At 46.8% G+C, this 24,683-nt stretch carries 38 protein-coding genes; 14 read left to right on the forward strand and 24 right to left on the reverse strand.

All coding sequences use genetic code 11. The features are described 5' to 3' along the window. Positions 1 to 4: 4 nt before the first annotated feature. From cspI to essD, 5 genes are all read right to left on the reverse strand, one after another. The gene (gene cspI, locus G434_RS21350; protein WP_000066495.1) at positions 5 to 217 is read right to left on the reverse strand and encodes a cold shock protein CspI; all 213 of its coding nucleotides are present in this window, start codon (positions 215 to 217) and stop codon (positions 5 to 7) included. A 363-nt stretch (positions 218 to 580) separates the two neighbouring features. Continuing rightward, positions 581 to 1,078, reverse strand: a complete 498-nt coding sequence (locus tag G434_RS21345; RefSeq protein ID WP_001071769.1) for a DUF2514 domain-containing protein — start codon at positions 1,076 to 1,078, stop codon at positions 581 to 583. Further along, positions 1,075 to 1,608, reverse strand: coding sequence for a lysozyme (locus G434_RS21340; protein WP_001092971.1), 534 nt, complete (start codon positions 1,606 to 1,608; stop codon positions 1,075 to 1,077). Before G434_RS21340 ends, G434_RS21345 begins: the two co-directional genes overlap by 4 nt. Further along, positions 1,605 to 1,937 carry a DUF1327 domain-containing protein gene (locus G434_RS21335; protein ID WP_001309518.1) on the reverse strand — a complete coding sequence of 111 codons (333 nt, stop codon included), beginning with the start codon at positions 1,935 to 1,937 and terminating at the stop codon, positions 1,605 to 1,607. Before G434_RS21335 ends, G434_RS21340 begins: the two co-directional genes overlap by 4 nt. Further along, positions 1,921 to 2,136, reverse strand: coding sequence for a phage lysis protein EssD (gene essD, locus G434_RS21330; RefSeq protein WP_000839590.1), 216 nt, complete (start codon positions 2,134 to 2,136; stop codon positions 1,921 to 1,923). The genes G434_RS21335 and essD overlap by 17 nt, the downstream gene beginning before the upstream one ends. Before the next feature lie 219 nt (positions 2,137 to 2,355). Between essD and ynfU the strand changes: the two genes are divergently transcribed. Then, the gene (gene ynfU / locus G434_RS30440) at positions 2,356 to 2,526 is read left to right on the forward strand and encodes a putative zinc-binding protein YnfU (protein ID WP_211180497.1); all 171 of its coding nucleotides are present in this window, start codon (positions 2,356 to 2,358) and stop codon (positions 2,524 to 2,526) included. 363 nt (positions 2,527 to 2,889) lie between these two features. Here ynfU and cspB read toward each other — a convergent pair whose 3' ends face one another. Continuing rightward, complete coding sequence (gene cspB / locus G434_RS21325) at positions 2,890 to 3,105, reverse strand: cold shock-like protein CspB (RefSeq protein WP_000066484.1); 216 nt, start codon at positions 3,103 to 3,105, stop codon at positions 2,890 to 2,892. 300 nt (positions 3,106 to 3,405) lie between these two features. Between cspB and cspF the strand changes: the two genes are divergently transcribed. Both cspF and G434_RS29625 read left to right on the forward strand, forming a co-directional pair. After that, positions 3,406 to 3,618: a cold shock-like protein CspF gene (gene cspF, locus G434_RS21320; protein WP_000087756.1), complete on the forward strand. Its 213-nt coding sequence runs from the start codon at positions 3,406 to 3,408 to the stop codon at positions 3,616 to 3,618. A gap of 54 nt (positions 3,619 to 3,672) precedes the next feature. After that, complete coding sequence (locus G434_RS29625; RefSeq protein ID WP_120795389.1) at positions 3,673 to 3,762, forward strand: hypothetical protein; 90 nt, start codon at positions 3,673 to 3,675, stop codon at positions 3,760 to 3,762. Between the two features lie 277 nt (positions 3,763 to 4,039). Here G434_RS29625 and G434_RS21315 read toward each other — a convergent pair whose 3' ends face one another. The 12 genes from G434_RS21315 to G434_RS21265 form a co-directional block, all read right to left on the reverse strand. Continuing rightward, on the reverse strand, positions 4,040 to 4,792 hold the full coding sequence (locus G434_RS21315) for an antitermination protein (RefSeq protein ID WP_001047132.1): 753 nt from the start codon (positions 4,790 to 4,792) through the stop codon (positions 4,040 to 4,042). A 13-nt stretch (positions 4,793 to 4,805) separates the two neighbouring features. After that, the gene (locus G434_RS21310) at positions 4,806 to 5,855 is read right to left on the reverse strand and encodes a DUF968 domain-containing protein (RefSeq protein ID WP_001513304.1); all 1,050 of its coding nucleotides are present in this window, start codon (positions 5,853 to 5,855) and stop codon (positions 4,806 to 4,808) included. A 1-nt stretch (position 5,856) separates the two neighbouring features. After that, the gene (locus tag G434_RS0124795; RefSeq protein ID WP_001309521.1) at positions 5,857 to 6,135 is read right to left on the reverse strand and encodes a hypothetical protein; all 279 of its coding nucleotides are present in this window, start codon (positions 6,133 to 6,135) and stop codon (positions 5,857 to 5,859) included. 66 nt (positions 6,136 to 6,201) lie between these two features. Then, complete coding sequence (gene rem, locus G434_RS21305; protein ID WP_000980991.1) at positions 6,202 to 6,453, reverse strand: protein Rem; 252 nt, start codon at positions 6,451 to 6,453, stop codon at positions 6,202 to 6,204. Positions 6,454 to 6,669: 216 nt separating this feature from the next. Then, positions 6,670 to 6,825 carry a type I toxin-antitoxin system toxin HokD gene (gene hokD, locus G434_RS21300; RefSeq protein WP_000813254.1) on the reverse strand — a complete coding sequence of 52 codons (156 nt, stop codon included), beginning with the start codon at positions 6,823 to 6,825 and terminating at the stop codon, positions 6,670 to 6,672. Between the two features lie 236 nt (positions 6,826 to 7,061). After that, positions 7,062 to 7,727 carry an epoxyqueuosine reductase QueH gene (locus tag G434_RS21295; RefSeq protein ID WP_000150294.1) on the reverse strand — a complete coding sequence of 222 codons (666 nt, stop codon included), beginning with the start codon at positions 7,725 to 7,727 and terminating at the stop codon, positions 7,062 to 7,064. A gap of 174 nt (positions 7,728 to 7,901) precedes the next feature. Beyond that, positions 7,902 to 8,327: a DUF977 family protein gene (locus G434_RS21290; protein ID WP_001151161.1), complete on the reverse strand. Its 426-nt coding sequence runs from the start codon at positions 8,325 to 8,327 to the stop codon at positions 7,902 to 7,904. Positions 8,328 to 8,342: 15 nt separating this feature from the next. After that, positions 8,343 to 9,113: a DUF1627 domain-containing protein gene (locus G434_RS21285; protein WP_000450998.1), complete on the reverse strand. Its 771-nt coding sequence runs from the start codon at positions 9,111 to 9,113 to the stop codon at positions 8,343 to 8,345. 21 nt (positions 9,114 to 9,134) lie between these two features. Continuing rightward, positions 9,135 to 9,881 (reverse strand): ATP-binding protein, encoded by a 747-nt coding sequence (locus G434_RS21280; protein WP_000788950.1) that lies wholly within the window; start codon positions 9,879 to 9,881, stop codon positions 9,135 to 9,137. Positions 9,882 to 9,887: 6 nt separating this feature from the next. Then, complete coding sequence (locus G434_RS21275) at positions 9,888 to 10,850, reverse strand: helix-turn-helix domain-containing protein (protein ID WP_000095673.1); 963 nt, start codon at positions 10,848 to 10,850, stop codon at positions 9,888 to 9,890. Between the two features lie 22 nt (positions 10,851 to 10,872). Next, positions 10,873 to 11,298 carry a toxin YdaT family protein gene (locus tag G434_RS21270; RefSeq protein ID WP_000693888.1) on the reverse strand — a complete coding sequence of 142 codons (426 nt, stop codon included), beginning with the start codon at positions 11,296 to 11,298 and terminating at the stop codon, positions 10,873 to 10,875. Beyond that, complete coding sequence (locus G434_RS21265) at positions 11,282 to 11,563, reverse strand: transcriptional regulator (RefSeq protein ID WP_000391950.1); 282 nt, start codon at positions 11,561 to 11,563, stop codon at positions 11,282 to 11,284. Before G434_RS21265 ends, G434_RS21270 begins: the two co-directional genes overlap by 17 nt. 101 nt (positions 11,564 to 11,664) lie before the next feature. Between G434_RS21265 and G434_RS21260 the strand changes: the two genes are divergently transcribed. From G434_RS21260 to G434_RS21250, 3 genes are all read left to right on the forward strand, one after another. Continuing rightward, complete coding sequence (locus tag G434_RS21260; RefSeq protein ID WP_000362153.1) at positions 11,665 to 12,084, forward strand: hypothetical protein; 420 nt, start codon at positions 11,665 to 11,667, stop codon at positions 12,082 to 12,084. Between the two features lie 265 nt (positions 12,085 to 12,349). Next, positions 12,350 to 12,502, forward strand: coding sequence for a DUF1391 family protein (locus tag G434_RS21255; protein ID WP_001725971.1), 153 nt, complete (start codon positions 12,350 to 12,352; stop codon positions 12,500 to 12,502). Positions 12,503 to 12,513: 11 nt separating this feature from the next. Next, a complete protein-coding gene (locus G434_RS21250) occupies positions 12,514 to 12,915 on the forward strand; it encodes a hypothetical protein (protein WP_001339605.1) in 402 nt (133 codons plus the stop codon). Here G434_RS21250 and G434_RS21245 read toward each other — a convergent pair. Continuing rightward, a complete protein-coding gene (locus tag G434_RS21245) occupies positions 12,875 to 13,153 on the reverse strand; it encodes a hypothetical protein (RefSeq protein ID WP_016239000.1) in 279 nt (92 codons plus the stop codon). The two genes, G434_RS21250 and G434_RS21245, sit on opposite strands and share 41 nt — an antisense overlap. Positions 13,154 to 13,724: 571 nt before the next feature. Here G434_RS21245 and dicB point away from each other — a divergent pair. The 3 genes from dicB (at position 13,725) to G434_RS21230 (ending at position 16,666) form a co-directional block, all read left to right on the forward strand. Further along, positions 13,725 to 13,913: a cell division inhibition protein DicB gene (gene dicB, locus G434_RS21240; protein ID WP_000854559.1), complete on the forward strand. Its 189-nt coding sequence runs from the start codon at positions 13,725 to 13,727 to the stop codon at positions 13,911 to 13,913. Further along, entirely contained in the window at positions 13,910 to 14,101 is a 192-nt protein-coding gene (gene ydfD / locus G434_RS21235) for a lysis protein YdfD (RefSeq protein WP_001083276.1), read from the forward strand. The genes dicB and ydfD overlap by 4 nt, the downstream gene beginning before the upstream one ends. A gap of 93 nt (positions 14,102 to 14,194) precedes the next feature. After that, the gene (locus G434_RS21230) at positions 14,195 to 16,666 is read left to right on the forward strand and encodes a 3'-5' exonuclease (RefSeq protein ID WP_016249730.1); all 2,472 of its coding nucleotides are present in this window, start codon (positions 14,195 to 14,197) and stop codon (positions 16,664 to 16,666) included. Between the two features lie 198 nt (positions 16,667 to 16,864). Here G434_RS21230 and G434_RS21225 read toward each other — a convergent pair whose 3' ends face one another. Continuing rightward, positions 16,865 to 17,845: an IS5-like element IS5 family transposase gene (locus G434_RS21225; RefSeq protein WP_000019400.1), complete on the reverse strand. Its 981-nt coding sequence runs from the start codon at positions 17,843 to 17,845 to the stop codon at positions 16,865 to 16,867. 92 nt (positions 17,846 to 17,937) lie between these two features. Here G434_RS21225 and G434_RS21220 point away from each other — a divergent pair, with 92 nt between their 5' ends. Then, a complete protein-coding gene (locus tag G434_RS21220) occupies positions 17,938 to 18,189 on the forward strand; it encodes an excisionase family protein (protein WP_000005552.1) in 252 nt (83 codons plus the stop codon). A gap of 34 nt (positions 18,190 to 18,223) precedes the next feature. Then, positions 18,224 to 19,504: a tyrosine-type recombinase/integrase gene (locus G434_RS21215; RefSeq protein WP_000876984.1), complete on the forward strand. Its 1,281-nt coding sequence runs from the start codon at positions 18,224 to 18,226 to the stop codon at positions 19,502 to 19,504. A 187-nt stretch (positions 19,505 to 19,691) separates the two neighbouring features. On the opposite strand, the gene G434_RS21210 is transcribed toward G434_RS21215, so the two are convergent. From G434_RS21210 to G434_RS21200, 3 genes are all read right to left on the reverse strand, one after another. Further along, on the reverse strand, positions 19,692 to 20,711 hold the full coding sequence (locus tag G434_RS21210) for a Zn-dependent oxidoreductase (RefSeq protein WP_000836037.1): 1,020 nt from the start codon (positions 20,709 to 20,711) through the stop codon (positions 19,692 to 19,694). 11 nt (positions 20,712 to 20,722) lie between these two features. Beyond that, positions 20,723 to 21,937 carry a starvation-sensing protein RspA gene (gene rspA, locus G434_RS21205; protein WP_001295394.1) on the reverse strand — a complete coding sequence of 405 codons (1,215 nt, stop codon included), beginning with the start codon at positions 21,935 to 21,937 and terminating at the stop codon, positions 20,723 to 20,725. 205 nt (positions 21,938 to 22,142) lie between these two features. Beyond that, on the reverse strand, positions 22,143 to 22,469 hold the full coding sequence (locus tag G434_RS21200; protein WP_001306081.1) for a YnfA family protein: 327 nt from the start codon (positions 22,467 to 22,469) through the stop codon (positions 22,143 to 22,145). 134 nt (positions 22,470 to 22,603) lie between these two features. Between G434_RS21200 and G434_RS21195 the strand changes: the two genes are divergently transcribed. After that, the gene (locus tag G434_RS21195; protein ID WP_000705197.1) at positions 22,604 to 22,945 is read left to right on the forward strand and encodes a DUF1283 family protein; all 342 of its coding nucleotides are present in this window, start codon (positions 22,604 to 22,606) and stop codon (positions 22,943 to 22,945) included. Positions 22,946 to 22,979: 34 nt separating this feature from the next. Beyond that, the gene (speG, locus tag G434_RS21190; protein WP_001138584.1) at positions 22,980 to 23,540 is read left to right on the forward strand and encodes a spermidine N1-acetyltransferase; all 561 of its coding nucleotides are present in this window, start codon (positions 22,980 to 22,982) and stop codon (positions 23,538 to 23,540) included. 2 nt (positions 23,541 to 23,542) lie between these two features. Here speG and G434_RS21185 read toward each other — a convergent pair whose 3' ends face one another. Continuing rightward, positions 23,543 to 24,253: a YnfC family lipoprotein gene (locus G434_RS21185; RefSeq protein WP_001309527.1), complete on the reverse strand. Its 711-nt coding sequence runs from the start codon at positions 24,251 to 24,253 to the stop codon at positions 23,543 to 23,545. Between the two features lie 107 nt (positions 24,254 to 24,360). On the opposite strand from G434_RS21185, the gene G434_RS21180 reads away from it, so the two are divergent. Then, a complete protein-coding gene (locus G434_RS21180) occupies positions 24,361 to 24,666 on the forward strand; it encodes a DUF1161 domain-containing protein (protein ID WP_001295396.1) in 306 nt (101 codons plus the stop codon). Positions 24,667 to 24,683: the final 17 nt, after the last annotated feature.

Here is a 24,683-nt window from a genome sequence, read left to right on the forward strand (position 1 = left end):
TACCTCAAAGCGCCACTACATGAACAGCGGCAGGACCTTTAGGTCCGTTCTCAATACCAAATTCAACTTCCTGATTCTCAGTTAATGTTTTGAAATCGTTGCTCTGAATTGCTGAGAAATGGACAAACACATCTTTGCTGCCATCTTTCGGCGTGATGAAACCAAAACCTTTTTCAGGGTTAAACCATTTCACTAAACCAGTCATTTTGTTAGACATAATTATTACCTTTTGAAGAAATTAGCCCTTGGGCAGAATGGTCCGAAAAAAAATATCAGAGAGAAAAACCAACAAGGAAATCTCAAGAGGTACAAATAATAAAATTATAACAATGACTGCTTCAGATAAATTTGTAACAAACCAGAACACCATTAACGCATGATTAACCACCCATAGCAAGGATTACTTTTGTAAAGAAAAACACAGCAATGAAAGAATAGCTTTATTTATTAATAATAACGTGTCATTCTGATTAAGACCTTTTATCTTACCCTTAAGATTTCAGGAATTTTGGCTCATGGAAGAGTCCTTTTTATTTAAATTTTACATTCCGCGATGTAAATGTTCCGATTTAATATTACCCTACATTTGATGCTTTTTATCTCTTAAAGATTCATAGATCTGTTGACAAGTCACTCCTGCGATGTAGCGTTCGTCAGCAATTTCAGCATAAAGCTGAGCTTCTGCTGCAATATCTCCGAGCATGTTGGTGAGCATTCCTTCGGCGGTTTTGGTTGTTTTGCCTCTGACGGCAGCGGCAAGATCTGCGGTATGCTTCGCTGCGTCAAGGCGTATGGCATATTTTTTTGCTTCGGCACGCAACTGGTTAACACTATCAGACAGATAAGCAGCCCTGGCAGAAATTTCAGCAGATTTCTGTTGTGCATCTTTAACAGCCTCATCACGGGCTATAGTTCGCCCCTGTTCAATTATTCGAGCAGCAAATTGAGCATTTACCTCTTGTGATAATGCGGCAGCATCACGTTCCGCCCATTTTTTTTGCCATCCTCTGTCGCTCCAGACATTTCCGACGATAAATCCTGACAACACGAGAAAAATCACCATGAATATCTGATTCACTGTTCTATCCCCCAGCAGGTTAATGCGCTCTCCTGGTCACGACGAATAACCTGACCGTAACAGTTATTTGAACGAATGCGGCAATCGCGTCCGCCATCCTTAATCCACCAGCGAATCGCTTCGCATGCACCTTTACGATCACCAGCATTCAGCCGCTTATAAAACGTCGACGGGAAACACTTACCGGGGCCAATGTTATAGGGACAAAATGACGCGATACCCGCTTTTTGTGGTTCGGTCAGTGGTACTTTAATATTGCGCTCCACCCATGCCAGCGCCTTATCACGCTCAATGGCGTTGACCTGGTCGCATTTTTCCTTCGACAGTTTCATATTGGGAAAAACGGTTTTTCCATCCACCACTGTGGCACCCCGACAGATGGTCCATATGCCAGAACCATCGCGGTATGCCATTGTGTGGTTACCTTCTTTTTCGTCCAGAAACTGGTCAAGTATCTGAGGAGCAGATGCGCCAGCACCAATCAGCGCCAGAACGGCAGCCGACAGGCCGTATCTGATTTTTGTGTTCATATATATTTATGATGAGGACGCTCGTGCTTATTGGCAGGATTTTCAATCTTAAAGGAGTACTGATGCTGCAGATAAGACTCAACTTTTTCTGACAATTTTTCTGCTACTTCCAGGAAGACTTGCCGGACGCTCCTTCTGGCTGCTGCCTCATAAAACTCCAGCGCAGCTCCTTCAACACGGTCCATGGCGACATCCAGGTCAAAAATTTCACCGTCAAAGCGTTCTTTGTCCTGTAAGGCTACAGTTACCGTAACTTTATTCTCAAAATTACGGACTCCTTTCACAACCAGTTCATAGTCTTGAGTCGTTGGATTACTCTCCTCTCGCAGCCTTACGCCTGTCTTCTTTAATCTTGAAATAAAGATTTGTCAGATACGTCAGCAGGCCAAAAACCAGGCTACCCAGCACACCGATTGCAGCCCACTGTGACGGAGTTACTTTATCGAGTAACTGCAATGCCCAGAAACCAGCATTACCCGCCGATGTGCCATAGGCAACACCTGTTGTTAACTTATCCATTGATTTCATATCCTCACCCCGATGTACACGGATGGTGCAATATGTTTGAAAAGATCGGAGTCTACGGGGTAGTTTTGACAGCACACGTTGTTCTCAACGGCGCTAAAAAAACATACACATTAAAAATGTGGGTAATTATTTTGAAAGAAAGTCATATATAAAATAATAATACGAGAAATGTTTTCATATTTAGTGTACTGTATACGGCCATTTATACAGGAAAAGCCTATGTCAGAACGTAAAAACTCAAAATCACGCCGTAATTATCTCGTTAAATGTTCCTGCCCAAACTGCACCCAAGAGTCAGAACACAGTTTTTCAAGAGTACAAAAAGGTGCCCTTTTGATCTGCCCTCATTGCAACAAAGTATTCCAGACAAATCTTAAAGCTGTAGCCTGATTGATTTTATTAGTAACAAGTATTTTTTATATTTTAATAATATATTTAAAGCAGATAATAAAAAACCCGCCTGAGCGGGTTTGAGATTGTGGTGCTTTTTGTGGGAGTCATCCACTTACGCACTTTGTTTTGCCATGCCAGCAGTTAGCTTCTGCTGTAAAACTATTCATGCAGCAAACCTGCACTTCACCACAATGGTTAGCATACTTTTCCTGATTAAGATTTTGCCAAATATGCTAGCCATTGTTTCATGTATTGGACCTCCTTACTTTTTATTAAAGAGATCCAATATTCACTACTCTGTCCGTATCTCTACTCAGGCATCAGCCTTCTTCGTTATCGTATACAGACGAGCGATGAATTTTAATCAGTAATGATGACATTTGCTGCTGCAGGACCTTTAGCACCACTCTCTATAGAGAAGGTAACCTTTTGACCTTCAAATAAGGTTCGATAATTATCATTCTGAATCGCAGAAAAATGCACAAACACATCTTTACTACCATCAACAGGAGAAATAAAGCCGAAACCTTTATCAGCGTTAAACCATTTTACTAAACCAGTCATTTTATTTGACATTCTACATTCCTTAACTTGAGCCTTTCGGCATAAATGGTTTGCATAACAGAAACGACTTCGTACTTAATTGGAGAGACTCAAAGAAGGAATAAGTGAATAACACCTGAAATGAGAACTGCTTTAGTAAACTACTTCGTATATCGTCTGTTCTTCAAACCGACGCAATCATTAACGCATAGTTGAACATATGAAGCAATGTTTATTTTAGACATCCAGCCATCTTCAACCCCATCAAAAAACTATAGCTTTCTTCAGGAACGTGTGTATAGTGCGCCAAGTTATCAGTATTAAGGAATTTTTTTGTCCCGTAAAATGACAGGAATTGTCAAAACCTTTGACGGCAAAAGCGGCAAGGGTCTTATCACCCCATCCGATGGTCGTATCGATGTCCAGCTTCATGTTTCAGCGCTCAATCTCCGCGATGCAGAAGAAATTACCACCGGATTACGCGTGGAATTTTGCCGGATAAATGGTCTGCGTGGCCCTTCAGCTGCCAATGTTTACCTTTCATGAGCTATATTAAAGCTTTAATTTCAGGCCCCATCGGATCACACATGGAGAGTTTTTATGAATAACCCCGTCTGTCTTGATGACTGGTTGATTGGCTTTAAAAGCTTATGCTGTACTTTGGCCGTAATAGCTCTGCTAATAATATAATAAGCAGACTCATTGTGTTTAGGGACATTGTACTGGAAGAAAATATTTTAAACATCAGGCAAATAACCAAGTCACCAGCTAAATAATAAGTTAACAGACATGAGTCCCGGGATGAGATTCAACATTACCATTGCCCCATTTAAAGCACAAAACCCGCTCATCAGCGGGTTTTCTACTTTTTCTTAACGTCGGGTATACAAAGCCCATCGTTGAAAAAATTTTATCCATATTTTTTGAAAAATGCAAACATCATGTCGCCATCTTCAGCAAAAATCATTTATCTCGTCACCTTCCTCAATTGCGCTTCCGCGTATGCTTCTTCCTGCCAGCACTTTGTTACCAGTTTATCAATGACGTCCGCATACCCCTTATACCACTGATAATCGGTCAGGTCTGGTACCAGCTTCTGGACATGACGTCGTGCCAGCGTGGTCGGTAAACGACTAAATCGGTTTCCATTACAACGCCCACAAATCTTATATACCGGTACGCCATGAAACCGGGTTCTTTTTTCATCCAGAACAATCCCTTTACCCTTACACCCTCTGCACGCTGTGCTGACTTCGCCCTTACCATGGCAATGCTGACATAGTTCCTTCACCCATTCTTCCTTGATTACAGATTCCCCGCGTCTGTAGTGTTTCACCACTTCGCGCAATACATTATAAAATCCCGTACCTGAACAATGCTCACAGCGAGCCTTACTTGCCGCAGACCTGGAGTAATCAGCAAAGGCAAAATTCACAAGGTAAGGAATAATCTGTAACCGGATTTCTTCACTCAATTTGTTCAATGTCGGGTTATCCAGTGCCATCGCGTAATTTAGCAGGCCTTCAATCGCAAACTGAGGGTCCTGAACACCAACTTTTGCCAGAAATAAGGCCAACCCAAGTGGTGCTTTCGACTGCACCATCCCCTGCGCTGCCATTACATCCGTAATTGTTAAACAACCGGTGCCTGTCGCTGGAGCGTCATCGCTCAATTTTGGAGATTTTGGGGAGTAATATTTTGGTAAGGCTTCAAGGTTCATGCTCGTTCTCCACTTACGCCAGTACGCCAGTTGCCAGCGCGCGATCGATAAAACGAAATATCAGCTCCAGTTGGGAGCCATACTTCTCTTCAAATGCCACTGTATCCGTATGCAGCTCGTTGTGATGCTTTCTGCACAAAGGCAACACAAAGAGATCATGTGCTTTTGTTCCCATTCCGCCCTGCCCGTGACCAATCAGATGATGCGGATCGTCGGCTGGCATACCGCAGCAAGCACACGGCTGTGTCTTAACCCAACGAGTGTATTTCTCCTTAACCCAGCGGCGACGTTTAGGCAGCTTCATGAAAGATTCCGGAGACTCTGGATCAACGGTGATGCTTACCACCGTCTTTTCCTGTGGTGGTTTTTGTTGCTGGTGGGCGTAAGGCAACGGTGCAAGATTTTCTGTGCGTTGTTTCAATATGCTGGTGGCGGTCTGCTCTCCCTGTACGATGTCGCTTTCGCGGTACACCGAGCAGATTTTTTCCGCTGGTAATCCCAGCGAACGACGCGATACAGCCTCAGGTAGTGCATCCACCACCTGATTGCAGACCGCCCACCAGGATAATTCAGCCAAAGATAATTCCCGCTCCTGCGTACCGCTTATTGCGTGACGGATGACGTCAATCACCCATGCTGTCAGATTTTGTTGAGCAAGCAGCTCCAGTGATTCCGATGTCTGGTCACGCAGTTGGTTGTCGCAGTGCCAGCACAACACCATTGCGCCGGTACCATAACGGTGAATGACTGTTTCAGTGTGATGGTAATCGCCATTAGGCCACTGGCAGGATGTAACATGACGTAATAGCCAGTCAGACAATGCGCCAACGCCGCCAGTAGCACGAATCACCCGTTCGTTACTAAAAAACGGCAGCAATGTTTTGTCTTCTGCCAGCGGCTGGCGAACGGCAGGAACGACTCCGGATGGCAGATTTCGCATGCTTTTTGGTTCCGGTTCCACCAGCACTCGAGGATTATGAAATATCTGTATGGATTCACGGCCCGGCTTAAGGACCACCAGCCCAAGCTCAGGCACCAGAACAGGTCTAAGTAATACCCGCACGTTACCTCCAGATCCGTTGCTGGAAAGTGCGGGACGCACGTGGTGGGCGTTCGGAATAAGGCAGCCTGACAGAGATTATCCAGTGCCGATAGTCGAGACTGAGAGCTTTCTTAACCTCGAACCCGCGCCTGCGGTAAGAATGAATCAGCCATTCGGCCTGTTCTGCAGTGCATGGAGGGTGCTGGAACCATTCAGACTTGAATGCGTGAGAATACCGCCCGTGCGTGCAGGCAAGAACGGGCGAATTATCAGAATTGTAATATTTTACGTTGCGTGCCATCGGTTTTCTCCGGTGGCACGGTGTTACTCAGCGGGAGTTCAGCCCCGCGCAAGATTGTAGATGAGTTTATTCTTCTGCAAAAGCAGAAAAGCCAGCTTTTATTCCGATCTCTTTCAATGCCTGTAATGAAGTGACAAACTCACCTTCGCGCAAGATAAATCCGTCCGTGACCCGAGCATCCACAAAATTAATTAACGCAGCCCCATTCTTTCGCAAACACATAATGCGGTAATGACTAACAAGATTTCCATTTTCAACGCACACAGCATAGAGGCCATCTTCACAAAAAATTTTACGCAGTTCTTCGATGTTCATCATCAGAATCCTTCCGGATAATTAGCTCTCCCCTTTAAGGGACCATCCCTCTTATCCCTGCGCGCTACTTAAGTATTTTTGATTCTATTCCGGCACCGTCCAGATCTTCAAACGCGTTGAAAATAAAAACAAAAACCCGCCGAAGCGGGTTAAGTGCGGGTGCGTTGAGGATGCCTGCCACATCAGAGGTGGCGAGGGATTTCTCCCTCGCCGGGTCTCTTACTCCTCAGGTTCGTAAGCTGTGAAGACAGCGACCTCCGTCTGGCCGGTTCGGATTCGTACCTCGCAGAGGTCTTTCCTCGTTACCAGTGCCGTCACTATGACGGTTAAACAGATGACGATCAGGGCGATTAACATCGCCTTTTGCTGCTTCATAGCCTGCTTCTCCTTGCCTTTCGGCTCGTAAGAGGCTAACCTACATGTGTCTAGCATGAAATTGGCCTCAGATTAATGTTAAGCGTCTTGCAGGACGCGTAATGTTAACTGGGGCTTTTCTCTATCTGCCTTTGGTGTTCATGCCCGAGGCAGATAGCCTCAAGCACCCGCAGCCATTCTACTTAACTACCGTTACCTCGCCAATATGAAATCAATCAGAAAGGTGATCCATAAAATCACTCCTTCTCTTCTTTTCCGTAGTGGAGTTGGCCAATTTTGATAAGAGGGCGTCCCTGAGATTTGCGGTGTAGATTGGTATCGCGCAGAGAATACACACAGCCACAATATTCCTGCTGATAGAATTTTTCGCGCTTGCTGATTTCAATCATACGGGACGAGCCGCCCTGCTTGCGCCAGTTATAATCCCAGTACACCATACCCGGATAATGCGCAACAGCTCGCCGCCCACACTCGTTAACCTGCTGCATATTTTTCCAGCGTGAAATGCCCAGTGAACTGCTGATCACACTGAAACCATTTTCAGCAGCGTACAACGCTGTCCGCTCAAAACGCATGTCAAAACACATGGTACAACGGATCCCCCTCTCAGGCTCCCATTCCATTCCTTTGGCACGTTCAAACCAGTTGTCGGTGTCGTAATCAGCATCGATAAACGGCACGCCGTGTTGTTCAGCAAAGCGAATATTTTCATCCTTACGAATTAAATACTCTTTCTGAGGATGAATGTTCGGGTTGTAGAAAAAGATGGTGTAGTCGATTCCCGAGGCCTGAAGCGCCTCCATCACTTCACCGGAACATGGAGCACAGCAAGAGTGCAGTAGTAGTTTGTTTGCCCCGTTTGGGAGCTCCAATTTAGGCCGTTTGAAATCAGCAATAGTCATAAATATTTTTATTGGGGTCATGAAAATAGCACAGAGTGTAGCATCAGAGCAGGGCTATCGGGAATATATGTCTAAATCTGGTAATATCTGGTTTTGACGCAAAGCGGACAACCACGCTGGCTCTACCCTGCGCCATGAAAATGTCAATTCACATCTGAACTAATGCTCTTTAATCTAGTAACGTCTAAAATACCTAACATTTCCTTGATAAAATGCCAGTACACGCTGCATAGCTTCGCTCTTCCGGCACTCGCGACAGATTATATTCAGGCGCCTGTCGTAGCGGCGTATTTCGCCGTCTGGTAACGACCAGATAAGGTCCGGATCAACCACTGCAGGTTTCTTCACCTTTGCCCTTGAGAGTTTTTTGCGAGCATTTTGCCAGTCCTTACGCGCCTGTTCAGACGGGAATAACCCGTAACCAGAGTTGTATACATCGCCACTGGCAACCAGCTCTCTGGCGAGAACACTCATCAGATATCTTGTCGCACCTGTCTTGGCTTCCAGTTGCCGCAACGTCTCGCGACCGCTCAGACGTACAAGTTCAACAACCTGCCCTTTAATTTTTTCCCGCTCTTCTTGTGTAAATACTTTTGCCATAAGCGCCTCCGGCAATCACTTTTCCGATACAACACGGCGGGAAGAATCAGTAATCTGTCGAACAATATCCCGGTGCTTGTTCAGCTCCCGCAGCGCGGCGCAGACTCGCTCCCACTTCTGAACATCACTTTTCGCCCTGCGCAGCGCCAGGTTTGCCCTGCGAAGGGACGGAAAAATCAGCTCATCTGCTTGCGTTTCGGTAAACGATGGCAACGGCTGCACAATGTCCGCCACAGTTTCTGTTTTAATTTCTTCCTGTGTTGCGGCTTCCCGGACTGGTAACGCAGCACCTGCTGGCTGAGGAAAGGCCTTACCATCACTTTCCGTTACCAGCGCGGCTTTCGGCTCTGCTGGTAAATTATCGCCCGGCATGCAGTAACGAAATTTACCGTTCTGATTAACGCGTGCCAGCCGCCCCGTTGCGGTTACCACCGCCAGCGTGGAAGCAACCTTGCGAGTACTGACACCGAACTTACCCGCCAGTTCCTCACACGTTTTAGCCCCATCCTGACCGATAAACTCAATCATCATGTCTGCGGTAACTTTTTGTTCGACCTCCCCGGTCAGCATATCCTGTGCTTCAGATTTTACTGGCCGCTCTTCGGTTACCCGGGATTCACCTTCGCCAGCCAGAAACCAGGTGTGACCAGTTTTATCAACGACGCCTTTTCTTTTGAGTTCCCACAGCTCGTTGACAGCCTCTTCACGACTGATTCCAAGGCGAGCTGCCACCACATGTGAAGAGGCTTTTTTCAGTGCTTTCAGTGCGTCAGATACGGTTTCCATTAAAATTTCCTCCGGACAAAATTACTTCACAACCCTCATATTGCTGACATTTGGACGCCAGCTATCCCAGTTAAACGTCACCCATCGACCACCGTTCATGGTCATGCGGTCCATAATCCTCTCACCAAGAAGCGTACTCATTGCGGCATGATTCAGGTTTGTTAACATCCCGACACTGCACAGTGATGCTGTCCGGCGATCAATTATCTGGTGCAATACCACCTGCTCGTTTTTCGTCTCCCGCTGAACGCCTATTTCATCCAGGACCAGCAAATCAACCCCGCAAAGCTCCTGTAAAAATTTTTCCCCGGATTTGCCGTTGTCGTAGCTGTCATGCAACACGCTCATGACGTCAGACACGGTGACGATAATCACGCTGCGCCCCTTCACCATCAGCCGGTTGCCCATCGCCGCTGCAAGGTGATTTTTCCCGGTGCCGGTTTTACCGCTGAACACAAAATTCGTGCACCCGGTCATCAGTTCGTCAGCTATGGATTTGGCCTGGCTCAGCGCGTATTTTTGCCCGTCGTTCTGCACCTGATAATTTGCAAACGAGCATTTGCTGTGCAGAGGCTGGATGCCCGAACGATTCAGGATTTTTTCCACCCGCAACTGGCGATTCTGGCGGTTAATCTCCTCGCTGCGTTTTCGTCCTTCAGCAAGTTGCCATTCCCGCCACTCCTCCACCGTCCGGTACGGTGGAACCGACCCCTGTGGTGCAAGTCTGCGAATACGTTCAAGAACCCCAACTGCCGCAATGTTTTTCATGACACGTCACCCCCTGAATCCCGGCGGTATTTCAGTGTCCGGTTCAGAAATGTGATTCACGCAACGCTGCGCAGGCGAACGCCCCAGGCGGATAACCAGTTCATCCCATTTTTCCCGGAGTTTTGCCGGACTCATGATGTTTTTTACCCAGAACGAATCCCGCTGGAGACGCCCAAACATTTCACAAATTTGTCTGTGAGTTCTGCCATCCAGCATCCGCATTGTGCGAACGTCATTGGCCCATGCTGTCCAGTTGGGTTCTTTCGGTCTAGTGATCTCGCCATCATAGCTGGCCGCCTGCTCGTAAAGACTCACGATTCGTCCCCAGATCCACTGTGCGCACACCAAATCTTCCTGACTTCCCCACTGGCGTTTTTTCGCACTGAACACAACCGCGTCAGGGTGTCGGGTTAAAAAATCCTGTTCAGCCGTCTGCGGGTCCGGTTGCGAAGCGTCCGGACAAGAAGATCTTTTATCTGACGGATCAGGTTTTAATACTGACGGATCGGGGTCAATCATCGCCCCCCTAATCGGCAGTTTTTTATCAACAGTTGATCCATCAAAATTTGACGGGTCAACCGTTGAGGGGTCAATATTTGACGGGTCAACTGTTAACGGGTCATTTTTTGCCGGGCTAATTTTTCTTTTCGGTTTATATGACTCACGCGCCGCCGCCGCAGCTGCTTCGAGTTTTTCCACATTAAGCCGATAGATATTGCTTACATTACGCCCACCGACCTTACGCTCTTCCTTCGTCAGCCAGCCCTCTTTCGCCAGTTCTGCAATAGCCGATTTCACTGTGGATTCACTTCTTGCACCGATCTGACGCCGGATAGTTTCAATGGCAGGCCATGACACGCCCTCGTCATTGCTGTAGTCTGCAAGACGGGCCATAACCGCCACCCTGGATAAGATCATGCCGGTGAAGGCGCACCCTTCCCAGACAAGACCATGAAGCTTGCTGCTCATAAAACCCCCGAACACCGTGCTTTTAGTGCATCACCACAGCATTCCCTGCCGGGCCGCCGCGATTCATCTGGTCATACAAAACAACCGCTGACGCAACAAAATCATCGACATCCTTCACCAGCCGATCCCTCCGTTCGACGATCTCACGGTAATATTCAGAACTGTGGCTGCGCATACGGGCCACCAGCAAAGGCGGCATCGCCTTTTCGATCGCCGGTAACAGAGCCTGCATTTTTTCAACAGCATCAGGGGTGTCTTTCTCTACCCAGCGGAAAATTTTCTGGGTATTGCGAGCCAGGGCTTCCGGATGGCTGTCGTCATACAGTTCTGGGAACGTCATACCCAACTCAAAATAAGCCTGGGTTATTCCAGCTGCTGGAACTTTTTCGCCATCAGGACGCGCCCAGGCATTCATCGCCATGCGGATGTGTTCATGCTTGATTTTCATGAATCAAGCTCCTAGAAAGTGGTTGTGTTAACGTTTTGGTATCTTCCAGCTCGGGCCAAATATTCATCCAATCAAAAGGCCTTAGTTGCTGACGTGTAACTTCACCATTACTGGCTCGCTCAATAAGGACACATAACGATGCCCCTAACACTTGACCTTTACTCAATGCCTTTCTTAGATAACCGATGCTGGTACCACACTCGCATGCAAACATACGCTGTTCATCTGACGAAAGAGAATTGAGAAATATTCTTAATTCTTCCATAGCTACTCCTTAGTAAACACAGCAAAAGAATACCCACAGGTAAACAAAAGTCAATACCCACAGGTTGTTTACCTTGCGGTAATCGCATCTATTATTTACCTATGGACAAATATGAATTTAGACGACAGCAACTCATCAAAATTCGTGATGAGAAATGCGATGGTAAAGCGGTTAACGTGGCCAGAAAGATCGGGCGCGAGCCTTCTTATGTATCAAGAATGTTGTACCCAGAGGGGAAAAAGGGAAAAAAACGGATCGCTGATGATATGGTGGAGATTATCGAAGAGTCCTTTGGGTTACCCCGGGGATGGATGGATGGTATCGTTTCATCATCAACGAACACAGCCTCCAGTTATGAAACAAGGGTTCTAACGCCACGACAACGTATTTTTTTAGATCTCTTAGACGAACTGCCAGAAAGTGAAGCGGATAAATTATTAAAAACTCTTGAAGAGAAAAAACAGTATTACAATATGATCTACGAAGAAATCCGTAAAAAGAAAGCACAAAACGCATCATAGCTCACCAAACAACTAGTCACCAGTTAAGACACCGCAAAAATTTACCCATGGGTATTTACTTTTTAAATACCTATGGGTATCCTTCTTTTCATACCAACCCACCCCGCCCCACAGAATGCAGGGCAATACTTCGAGTTACCAGGCAGTGGTCAGGGGTTAAGTAGCCAGCCCGAGGCGTAAGAACATGACGGCAGGGTTCAACTTTAATAACTATGCAGCAGGTTTTTGTTCCGCTACCCCGGCGTTAAGGGGAAATGAGGTCAGCATGGATACTATCGATCTTGGCAACAGCGAATCTCTGGTATGTGGCGTGTTCCCCAACCAGGACGGTACGTTCACCGCGATGACGTATACCAGAAGCAAAACGTTTAAAACTGAAGCTGGCGCGCGTCGCTGGTTAACCAGAAACACTGACTGATGAGGTTGACGATGGAATTTAAAGATTTACCAGTACCATTCCAGGAAATGGCATCGAATGTGGTTCGCTCTCAACTGGCGACTCTTGACCTGAGTACCGTAGAAAAGGAAACCATCGATACTATATCCGGTAACGTGCGTCGTGCCTTTATAGGTCTGTATGAAGAGAAGCGCCTATTCGGCGGACAGAATTCGCCTGAAAACAAGAATCAAGCAAATGATGAGAAGCTGAAACACATTATCGCCTTACTTTTGGAAGACGCAAAACGTCTACAGCAACTGGAACCAAATGCAGGCACAGAGGCCCGCATTTGGATTGCCATGAAATCACTCAAATGTGAAAGCAGTGATTATTTCAAAACAACAATTAAAACTACTCAACTTTCGGGAGAGCTACTGAAGAAATTGCCATAAGAGCATAGTCTTTCTCTTGTTCTGCAAGATGAGCATTAATACCTGGTATGGTTTTTTCAAATTTATCTATCTGTTGAATAACAACTTCGCGGTATACGTTTGTTTTTGTACCACCAAGCGCAGCCGTTAATGCAGAAAGCATATTTAGTATCATATCAGTGCGATATGAAAGAATCCTGATAGCTTCATCTTGTTCTTCAATAATAGATTGCAGGGCCTCAATTTGCTTTTTATCCATTTCACCCTCCTGAGGGTTGGTAATTAAGGAGTTCTCCACGGGTCAGGTGGAGTGCGTGCGCCGGACACGGGTGAGCATCCGGCACTGACAGCTTACTGAAAGGATATGTCCCTGAAAAGTCAGGGCATAACGCGAAAGCGCACGGCGAAATTGGTCTCTCTGTACGGTGTCGTTAAATTTAGTTCGACCGTGCGCTTCCGGTTGTGGCACTCCGCGAAATGGCGCGGCGGTAAGTATGGCTGGGGTTTCCTCCATTGCTCCAGAAAATGCACCGGGTTGTCAGGTTGACCATACGCTTAAGTGACAACCCCGCTACAACGCCCTCTGTTATCAATTTTCTGGTGACATTTGGCGGTATCAGTTTTACTCCGTGACTGCTCTGCCGCCCTTTTTAAAGTGAATTTTGTGATGCGGTGAATGCGGCTATGCGCACGCGGAACAGTTAAAGCAGTAAGGCGGTATTTTACGGGCGTAACGAGCATCAACTAACCCGGCGTTAATTGTTAACTGGTTAACGTCACCTGGAGGCACCAGGCACTGCATCACAAAATTCATTGTTGAGGACGCGATAATGAAAACGTTATTACCAAACGTTAATACGTCTGAAGGTTGTTTTGAAATTGGTGTCACTATCAGTAACCCTGTATTTACTGAAGATGCCATTAACAAGAGAAAACAAGAACGGGAGCTATTAAATAAAATATGCATTGTTTCAATGCTGGCTCGTTTACGTCTGATGCCAAAAGGATGTGCACAATGAATTCAGCATTTGCGCTTGTTCTGACAGTTTTTCTTGTTTCCGGAGAGCCAGTTGATATTGCAGTCAGTGTTCACAGGACAATGCAGGAGTGTATGACTGCAGCAACCGAACAGAAAATTCCCGGTAACTGTTACCCGGTCGATAAAGTTATTCACCAGTATAATATCGAAATCCCGGCAGGTCTTTAAAACAGTTCCGTAATAAATATCCGGTTTCATTCTTATATGCCAGCAATGGCAGGGATTTGTTCATCCTTAAATCTGTCATGAGGTTAAAACAAAATGAGTAAAGTCTTTATTTGCGCCGCTATTCCTGACGAACTGGCAACAAGGGAAGAAGGCGCTGTGGCTGTAGCCACAGCCATTGAAGCTGGCGACGAACGCCGTGCTCGAGCAAAATTTCACTGGCAATTCCTGGAACATTATCCGGCTGCTCAGGACTGCGCTTATAAATTTATTGTCTGCGAGGATAAACCTGGCATACCCCGCCCTGCCCTCGATTCATGGGATGCTGAATATATGCAGGAAAACCGCTGGGATGAGGAGTCTGCTTCCTTTGTCCCGGTTGAGACTGAATCAGATCCGATGAACGTCACTTTTGACAAGCTGGCCCCTGAAGTACAGAACGCTGTCATGGTTAAGTTCGACACATGTGAAAACATCACCGTTGATATGGTTATTAGCGCACAGGAATTGTTGCAGGAAGACATGGCAACATTCGACGGACATATCGTTGAAGCGTTGATGAAAATGCCAGAAGTTAACGCCATGTATCCGGAGCTTAAGCTGCATGCCATCGGGTGGGTTAAGCATAAATGTAAGCCTGGTGCCAAATGGCCCGAAATTCAGGCAGAGATGCGCATCTGGAAAAAACGTCGCGAAGGTGAACGCAAGGAAACCGGAAAATACACGTCTGTTGTTGATCTCGCCCGCGCCAGAGCCAATCAACAGTACACTGAAAATTCAACAGGAAAAATCAGCCCGGTCATTGCTGCCATTCATCGCGAATACAAGCAGACATGGAAAACACTGGATGACGAACTGGCCTACGCTCTCTGGCCTGGTGATGTGGATGCCGGAAACATTGACGGCAGCATCCATCGCTGGGCAAAAAATGAAGTTATCGATAACGACCGCGAAGACTGGAAGCGTATCTCGGCATCAATGCGCAAACAGCCTGATGCCCTTCGCTACGACCGCCAAACTATTTTTGGCCTTGTCCGTGAACGTCCGATCGACATTCACAAAGATCCCGTAGCACTGAACAAATATATCTGCGAATACCTGACGACAAAGGGCGTGTTTGAGAATGAAGAAACAGACCTGGGCACTGTTGATGTTCTCCAGTCATCAGAAACACAAACTGATGCAGTGGAAACTGAGGTATCTGATATCCCAAAAAATGAAACCGCGCCGGAAGCTGAACCATCTGTAGAGCGTGAGGGGCCGTTCTATTTCCTCTTCGCAGATAAGGACGGAGAAAAATACGGTCGCGCAAACAAACTTTCTGGTCTGGATAAGGCACTGGCTGCTGGCGCCACTGAAATCACAAAAGAAGAATATTTTGCCCGAAAAAATGGCACATACACGGGCTTACCGCAAAATGTAGATACCGCTGAAGATTCAGAACAACCAGAGCCGATAAAAGTTACCGCTGACGAAGTAAACAAAATTATGCAGGCAGCCAATATCATCCAGCCTGACGCCGATAAGTTGCTTGCTGCATCACGTGGTGAATTTGTTGAAGGGATTAGTGACCCGAATGATCCGAAATGGGTTAAGGGGATCCAGACCCGCGATTCTGTGAACCAGAACCAGCATGAATCGGAACGGAACTACCAAAAAGCGGAACAAAACAGCCCAAATGCGTTACAAAACGAGCCAGAAACGAAACAGCCTGAATCAGTGGCGCAACAGGAAGTGGAAAAAGTCTGCACCGCCTGCGGTCAGACCGGCGGCGGCAACTGCCCTGATTGTGGCGCGGTAATGGGCGACGCAACATACCAGGAAACATTCGATGAAGAGTATCAGGTTGAAGTTCAGGAAGATGATCCGGAGAAAATGGAAGGCGCTGAACATCCACACAAGGAGAACACTGGCGGCAATCAGCATCACGATAGCGATAATGAAACTGGCGAGACGGCAGATCACTCAATTAAGGTGAACGGTCATCACGAAATCACATCCACCAGCAGGACGTGTGACCATCTAATGATCGACCTTGAAACCATGGGAAAAAATCCTGATGCCCCGATCATCTCAATAGGTGCAATATTTTTCGATCCGCAAACCGGAGATATGGGACCGGAATTTATTAAGACTATCGATCTGGAAACTGCTGGCGGAGTCATTGATCGGGACACCATTAAATGGTGGCTTAAGCAATCACGCGAAGCGCAATCTGCCATTATGACCGATGAAATCCCGTTAGATGATGCACTGTTACAATTGCGGGAATTTATCGACGAAAACTCCGGTGAATTTTTTGTTCAGGTCTGGGGAAATGGAGCCAACTTCGACAACACGATTTTGCGCCGTTCATACGAACGGCAGGGGATCCCCTGCCCGTGGCGTTACTACAACGATCGCGATGTACGCACAATCGTTGAGCTGGGGAAAGCCATAGACTTCGATGCCAGAACGGCTATTCAATTCGAAGGTGAGCGCCATAATGCACTTGATGACGCCCGTTACCAGGCAAAATACGTTTCAGTTATCTGGCAAAAACTGATCCCGAGTCAGGCTGATTCTTAATGTTCAACTGTCGCCGGTTGTGACTGGTATTCTGCAACCGGCGCTCGTCTAAGGAAGGTGCGAATAAGCGGGGAAATTCTTCTCGGCTGACTCAGTCATTTCATTTCTTCATGTTTGAGCCGATTTTTTCTCCCGTAAATGCCTTGAATCAGCCTATTTAGACCGTTTCTTCGCCATTTAAGGCGTTATCCCCAGTTTTTAGTGAGATCTCTCCCACTGACGTATCATTTGGTCCGCCCGAAACAGGTTGGCCAGCGTGAATAACATCGCCAGTTGGTTATCGTTTTTCAGCAACCCCTTGTATCTGGCTTTCACGAAGCCGAACTGTCGCTTGATGATGCGAAATGGGTGCTCCACCTTGGCCCGGATGCTGGCTTTCATGGATTCGATGTTGATGGCCGTTTTGTTCTTGCGTGGATGCTGTTTCAAGGTTCTTACCTTGCCGGGGCGCTCGGCGATCAGCCAGTCCACATCCACCTCGGCCAGCTCCTCGCGCTGTGGCGCCCCTTGGTAGCCGGCATCGGCTGAGACAAATTGCTCCTCTCCATGCAGCAGATTACCCAGCTGATTGAGGTCATGCTCGTTGGCCGCGGTGGTGACCAGGCTGTGGGTCAGGCCACTCTTGGCATCGACACCAATGTGGGCCTTCATGCCAAAGTGCCACTGATTGCCTTTCTTGGTCTGATGCATCTCCGGATCGCGTTGCTGCTCTTTGTTCTTGGTCGAGCTGGGTGCCTCAATGATGGTGGCATCGACCAAGGTGCCTTGAGTCATCATGACGCCTGCTTCGGCCAGCCAGCGATTGATGGTCTTGAACAATTGGCGGGCCAGTTGATGCTGCTCCAGCAGGTGGCGGAAATTCATGATGGTGGTGCGGTCAGGCAAGGCGCTATCCAGGGATAACCGGGCAAACAGACGCATGGAGGCGATTTCGTACAGAGCATCTTCCATCGCGCCATCGCTCAGGTTGTACCAATGCTGCATGCAGTGAATGCGTAGCATGGTTTCCAGCGGATAAGGTCGCCGGCCATTACCAGCCTTGGGGTAAAACGGCTCGATGACTTCCACCATGTTTTGCCATGGCAGAATCTGCTCCATGCGGGACAAGAAAATCTCTTTTCTGGTCTGACGGCGCTTACTGCTGAATTCACTGTCGGCGAAGGTAAGTTGATGACTCATGATGAACCCTGTTCCATGGCTCCAGATGACAAACATGATCTCATATCAGGGACTTGTTCGCACCTTCCCTAATATAAGAGATAAAGAAATCGATGAGCGAAGTAATCATGATTGTCTCTCCCGGCAAATGGGTATCCGAAGAGCAGTTAATTGCGCTGAAAGGAATAAAAAAAGGTACGTTAAAAAAGGCCCGGGAAAAATCGTTTATGGAAGGAAGGGAATATAAGCATGTCGCTCATGACGGTATGCCATGGGATAACAGTCCATGCTTTTACAACCTGGAAGAAATTGATCGCTGGATTGAGCGCCAGGCATCAGCAAGACCAAGACGTCATCTTACTTGACTAAAAGCCACACTAACTAATGAGAGAAGTTGAAATGAAATATCCGACAGGCGTGGAAAACCATGGAGGGAAATTACGTATCTGGTTTGTTTATAAAGGCGTAAGAGTCAGGGAAAACCTGGGGGTTCCTGACACAGCAAAAAACAGGCGCGTTGCAGGTGAGCTACGCGCCTCTGTTTGTTACGCAATAAAAACTGGTGTTTTCGACTATGCAAAACAGTTTCCCTCCTCACGCAATCTGGAAAAATTTGGTGAGGCCCGACAAGATTTAACCATAAAAGAACTGGCTGAAAAATTTCTGGCACTGAAAGAAACTGAAGTCGCAAAAACATCACTCAACACATACCGTGCCGTCATCAAAAATATCCTGAGCATAATCGGTGAAAAAAATCTTGCCTCATCGATTAATAAAGAAAAATTACTGGAGGTTCGTAAAGAGCTACTGACTGGATACCAGATCCCCAAAAGTAACTATATTGTTACACAACCAGGGAGATCGGCTGTAACTGTAAATAATTACATGACAAATCTTAACGCCGTGTTCCAGTTTGGTGTTGATAACGGTTACCTGGTAGATAACCCGTTTAAGGGGATCTCGCCATTAAAGGAATCAAGAACCATTCCGGATCCTCTTTCGCGGGAGGAATTCATCCGTCTTATCGATGCGTGCAGAAATCAGCAAGCCAAAAATTTATGGTGTGTTTCTGTTTATACTGGCGTTCGCCCTGGTGAGCTGTGTGCACTTGGATGGGAGGACATAGATCTGAAAAATGGAACAATGATGATCAGGAGAAATTTAGCAAAAGACCGTTTCACGGTACCAAAAACACAGGCGGGAACCAATCGGGTCATTCATCTTATTAAGCCAGCAATCGACGCTCTCCGGAGTCAGATGACATTAACGAGACTGAGCAAAGAGCATATCATTGATGTTCACCTCAGAGAGTATGGCAGAACAGAAAAACAAAAATGCACCTTTGTTTTTCAACCTGAAGTGTCAGCGAGAGTAAAAAATTATGGTGACCATTTTACCGTTGACTCAATAAGGCAGATGTGGGACGCAGCGATAAAACGTGCCGGACTCCGCCATCGAAAATCATATCAGTCGAGACATACTTATGCCTGCTGGTCGCTGACAGCTGGTGCTAACCCGGCATTTATAGCAAACCAGATGGGCCATGCAGATGCGCAAATGGTATTTCAGGTATACGGAAAATGGATGTCTGAAAACAATAATGCACAGGTAGCTTTGTTAAATACACAGTTAAGCGAGTTTGCCCCAACCATGCCCCATAACGAAGCAATGAAAAATTAATTTAATATTTATCAAATAGTTAACACTCATGACTCTTGAAATCCATAAATTCAAGCGCAGTGCCCAGCCATCCCGATACTGCTGCTTTCACCAAATCCTTAGTGCTTCTTTCGTGTTTTTCTATTGTCATAATGGTTATCTCTAAAAAAGAGGTAAGATGCGTACTACTTACTCGCCGTTATTGGTATTATTCAGAAAAAGTGAGTAAGACTTTGCAGCAATGCTTTTGATCCTGTTCAAATAAACTAATGGCATCAGCAACATGCTGGAAATCAAACGTATGGGTAATTAGTTTTTCTGGTTTAATTAACCCTTTACTTAACCAGTCGATAACGACCGGGAATTTATTTGCATTTAAGCGTGAAGAGAAAATAGAGAGTTCTTTTCCGGTAATTCCTTGCTGAATCACTTCAGACGGTTCACTGGAGAAGCCCATCAATACAATACGTGCCGCTGGAGAAGCCAGCGTTACGGCTTCTTTCAGGATTGAAGGATGACAAGCCGCATCGATAATTAATGTCGGCTTTATGCCTTTTTCAGCGAAAATCTCGCCAAGCGGTGTCTGGCTGTTATTAATCGCCCAGTCTGCCCCGCTCTCTTTCGCTTTTTCCAGTCGTTCATCAATGCGATCGGCAACAATCACATTCTTAACGTTATAGACGCCTTTTAATACCTGAACGATCGTCAGGCCGATTGGACCGGCACCGTAAACCAGAACGGTATCATTTTCAGTCGGTTGACCATGACCGGTAACGTTAGCCGCAATGGTAAAAGGTTCGATCATCACCGCATATTGATCGGCCACTGCTTCAGGAATTTTCCACGCATTTTTTGCCGGCACCACGGCATATTCACTGAAACCACCGTCAGCGTGCACACCTAATACAGCCAGTGTCGTACAAACGTTCGGCTTACCTATAGAGCACGGATAGCAATGCCCACAGCTGACCACCGGATCGACAGCAACGCGTTCACCGACTCTGGCGCTTTCCACGCCTTCACCCACTGCATCAATGACGCCAAAGAATTCATGACCAATGACGCGCGGATATTTCGCAAAAGGATTATGCCCACGATAAATATGGCTATCTGAACCACAAATTCCGGCAAGTTTCACTTTTACTCGTACTTCACCCGCTGACGGGGTGGGTATTTCGCGTTCGATAATTGCCAGTTGATTCGGTTTTTCAATTAAAATGCTTTTCATTATCTTACTCCTTACCAGTTCCACAGCGTGCCATCTTCCAGACGTGCGACTGGCAGATAAGCAGGTTCATAGGGATATTTCGCCGCCAGCTTTTCATCGAATTCGATGCCAAGACCCGGTTTGTCTCCCGGATGCATATAGCCGTTATCGAAAGTCCAGTTGTGCGGGAAGACTTCAAGCATTTGTTCGGAATAACCCATGTATTCCTGGACACCGAAATTGGGGACCCACAGATCAAAGTGCAGCGCCGCAGCCATGCAGACTGGTGACAAATCGGAAGGACCGTGTGAGCCAGTACGTACCTGATACAACGAAGCAAAATCGGCAATCCGGCGCATACCGGTAATTCCGCCTGCATGGGTCAGCGTGGTGCGGATATAATCGATAAGTTGCTCTTCAATCAGTTGCTTGCAGTCCCAGATGCTGTTGAAGACTTCACCCACCGCGATGGGTGTGACGGTATGTTGGCGAATGAGACGGAAGCATTCCTGGTTTTCCGCAGGCGTCGGGTCTTCCATCCAGAACATGCGATAATCTTCAATGCTTTTACCAAAGCGCGCCGCTTCAATAGGCGTTAAGCGATGGTGCATGTCATGCAGCAAATGTTCATTAAAACCAAACTTGTTACGTACCGCGTCAAACAATTTCGGCATGAAATCGAGGTATTTCTCCGTCGACCACAACTGCTCTTCCGGCCACTGTCCTTTGGTTGCGGGTTCATAAGCCAGACCTTTGCCTTTCGACATGCCGTAGGTGGTTTTCATACCAGGGATTCCGCACTGCACGCGGATGGCTTTGAATCCCAGCTCCTGATGACGGGCATAATCATCCAGAGCTTCATCAATACTGTGACCGGTGGTATGGCAATAAACCATCACCCCTTCACGAGACGCGCCGCCGAGTAACTGGTAAAGCGGCATGTTGGCAGCTTTGGCTTTAATATCCCACAGCGCCATATCAACCGCTGAAATGGCCGACATCGTCACCGGACCGCGACGCCAGTAAGCACCTTTATAGAAAAACTGCCAGATATCTTCGATACGGTGTGCATCGCGACCAATAAGCTGCGGACAAAGGTGATCCTGCAAATAAGAGGCCACGGAAAGCTCACGTCCATTGAGGGTGGCATCCCCAAGGCCCGTAATACCGTCCTCAGTGGTGATTTTTAATGTGACGAAATTACGCCCCGGACAGGTAACAAAAACTTCAGCCTTTACGATCTTCATGTTCGATTCCTTGCATCGCTTGTCGTGATGCATGAAATCTACGCAACTGAGCTACTACCATACAAGTATGAAGATCGAAAAAAGCCGGAGTGATCACAAAAAAAGGCGTATATTTGCGCCGTGAATGGTTGACAAAAGATGAAATAGAATACCTTTTGTCAGCTGACACTTCCTTGTATCTTATTGATAAAATGGATTTATGTCCTTACGCGCGCCCCCAGCCCGCAACAATGATCAACATGCCGCAAAGCGCAATCAACGCCCCCGTCCAGTCATAAAGACTCAGTTTCACGCCATCCACAACGCGCAGCCACATCAACGCCGTGCAGACATAAACGCCACCATAAGCCGCGTAAACACGCCCACTCGCCGCAGGATGCAACGTTAACAACCAGACAAACAGTGCCAGAGAAATCCCCGCCGGAAGCAACAGCCAGATACTGGCGTTTCGTTTTAACCACAACCAGGGCAGAAAGCATCCAATAATTTCACACAGCGCAGTAGCAAAAAATAGTAACGTTGTTTTAATCATCTTTGTCACTTATTGACATCATGTATAGTTATAGGACGACATAATATCATCAATATAAACATCCTCCTGGTACGTTTTGCGTTCGCAGTGGATGGTGTAGAATCACCTTTAATCATTCATACAGGGAATGAATTATGAAAATTACTCTCAGCAAACGAATTGGCCTGCTCGCTTTTCTGCTGCCTTGCGCACTGGCATTGAGCACAACTGTTCATGCCGAAACTAACAAACTGGTGATTGAGTCTGGCGACAGTGCGCAAAGCCGCCAGCACGCCGCTATGGAAAAAGAGCAATGGAATGACACGCGCAATCTGCGCCAGAAAGTGAATAAACGCACTGAAAAAGAGTGGGATAAAGCCGACGCCGCTTTTGATAACCGCGATAAATGTGAGCAAAGCGCCAACATCAATGCCTACTGGGAGCCAAATACTTTGCGCTGCCTGGACCGTCGAACTGGCCGCGTTATTACCCCCTAACCTGTTATTGATTTAAGGAATGTAAGGACACGTTATGCCAAGCGCCCACAGTGTTAAGCTACGCCCGCTGGAGCGTGAAGATTTACGCTATGTACATCAACTCGACAATAACGCCAGTGTGATGCGTTACTGGTTTGAGGAACCCTACGAAGCCTTTGTTGAACTCTCTGATCTGTACGATAAGCATATTCACGATCAGAGCGAACGGCGCTTTGTGGTGGAATGTGACGGCGAAAAAGCCGGTCTGGTGGAGCTGGTGGAAATTAACCATGTTCATCGCCGCGCAGAATTTCAGATAATTATCTCCCCGGAATATCAGGGGAAAGGTCTGGCAACGCGTGCCGCAAAATTAGCAATGGACTATGGCTTCACCGTTCTCAATCTCTATAAGCTGTATCTGATCGTCGATAAAGAGAATGAAAAAGCGATACACATTTACCGCAAGCTTGGCTTTACGGTTGAAGGTGAATTGATGCATGAGTTCTTTATTAATGGTCAATATCGGAATGCCATTCGCATGTGCATATTCCAGCATCAGTATCTGGCAGAGCACAAAACACCGGGTCAGACTCTCCTGAAGCCGACCGCACAATAGCATTAATAATAATCGATAGTATTTTTGATGGTGTAAACCCGTTCGATGGCGGGTTTTACTCCTTCATCAACAATGATTAGCTGACAGTCCACCGGATTGGCGTGACTGTCATATTCACAGCTCTGTTTTACATTACCAACTCTTTGATTATTCAGTATAGTAACCGCTGTGTAATCTAATTTTTTGATCGGGTCCGTTGATGGCGTGGCGCTAACAGATAATGTTTTGTCGTGACTTTTCGTGGTTTTACCCAGCGGATACCCCTGATCATCATAGCGATATTCCATCTGCATCTGTTTGCTGCTGGCTTTAATCACAAAGCCATTATCATCGGTTTCCCAACTCACCCCGGCAGAAGGTAATTCTGCTAGCTGGCATTTTCCCTGCAAACGAACTCTTTTCTCCAGTGTCTGGGCATCACGGTAATAATTGGCGTCCAGTACCAGGGCAACCACGGTATTATTTTCCAGATCCAGTAATTCGAGTGAATCAAAACAGCCTTCTTCCGACAAAGTCCCCGAAACACGTTTCGTCACTTCACCTTGCTCATCCATTAATGTCTGAGTGAAATCTTTTACCGGACCACGCAGCGGATCAAAATCGAATTCATTAGAGAAACTGGCCATCTCAGGGGTAAATGAAAGTGTTACCTCTGTTCGGTCACATCCTGTGAGGAATATCGCGAGTAAGCATGGCAGTAATTTGTATTTCACAACAGTCACCAGAGAGTAGAGATGATTCTCAATCATAGTAGCAAATACAGTACTTTACACGTTAAATGCTATGCTTAAAGAAGTTATCTTCGCGTAAGGAGCTTATGATGAAACTCTCAACCTGCTGTGCCGCGCTTCTGCTCGCCCTCGCCTCACCCGCGGTACTCGCCGCGCCGGGATCCTGTGAGCGCATACAGAGCGATATATCACAGCGCATTATCAATAATGGCGTACCCGAAAGCAGCTTCACGTTAAGTATTGTACCCAATGACCAGGTTGATCAGCCTGATTCCCAGGTCGTCGGGCATTGCGCTAATGATACGCATAAAATTCTCTACACCCGCACCACCAGCGGTAACGTCTCTGCTCCCGCGCAGTCTACCCAGGATGGCGCGCCTGCCGAACCGCAGTAACACATTATCGACTGAAC

Origin of the sequence: Escherichia sp. KTE172 (assembly GCF_000408845.1) — a bacterium.
In the GTDB taxonomy this organism is placed as follows: Bacteria; Pseudomonadota; Gammaproteobacteria; order Enterobacterales; family Enterobacteriaceae; genus Escherichia; species Escherichia coli.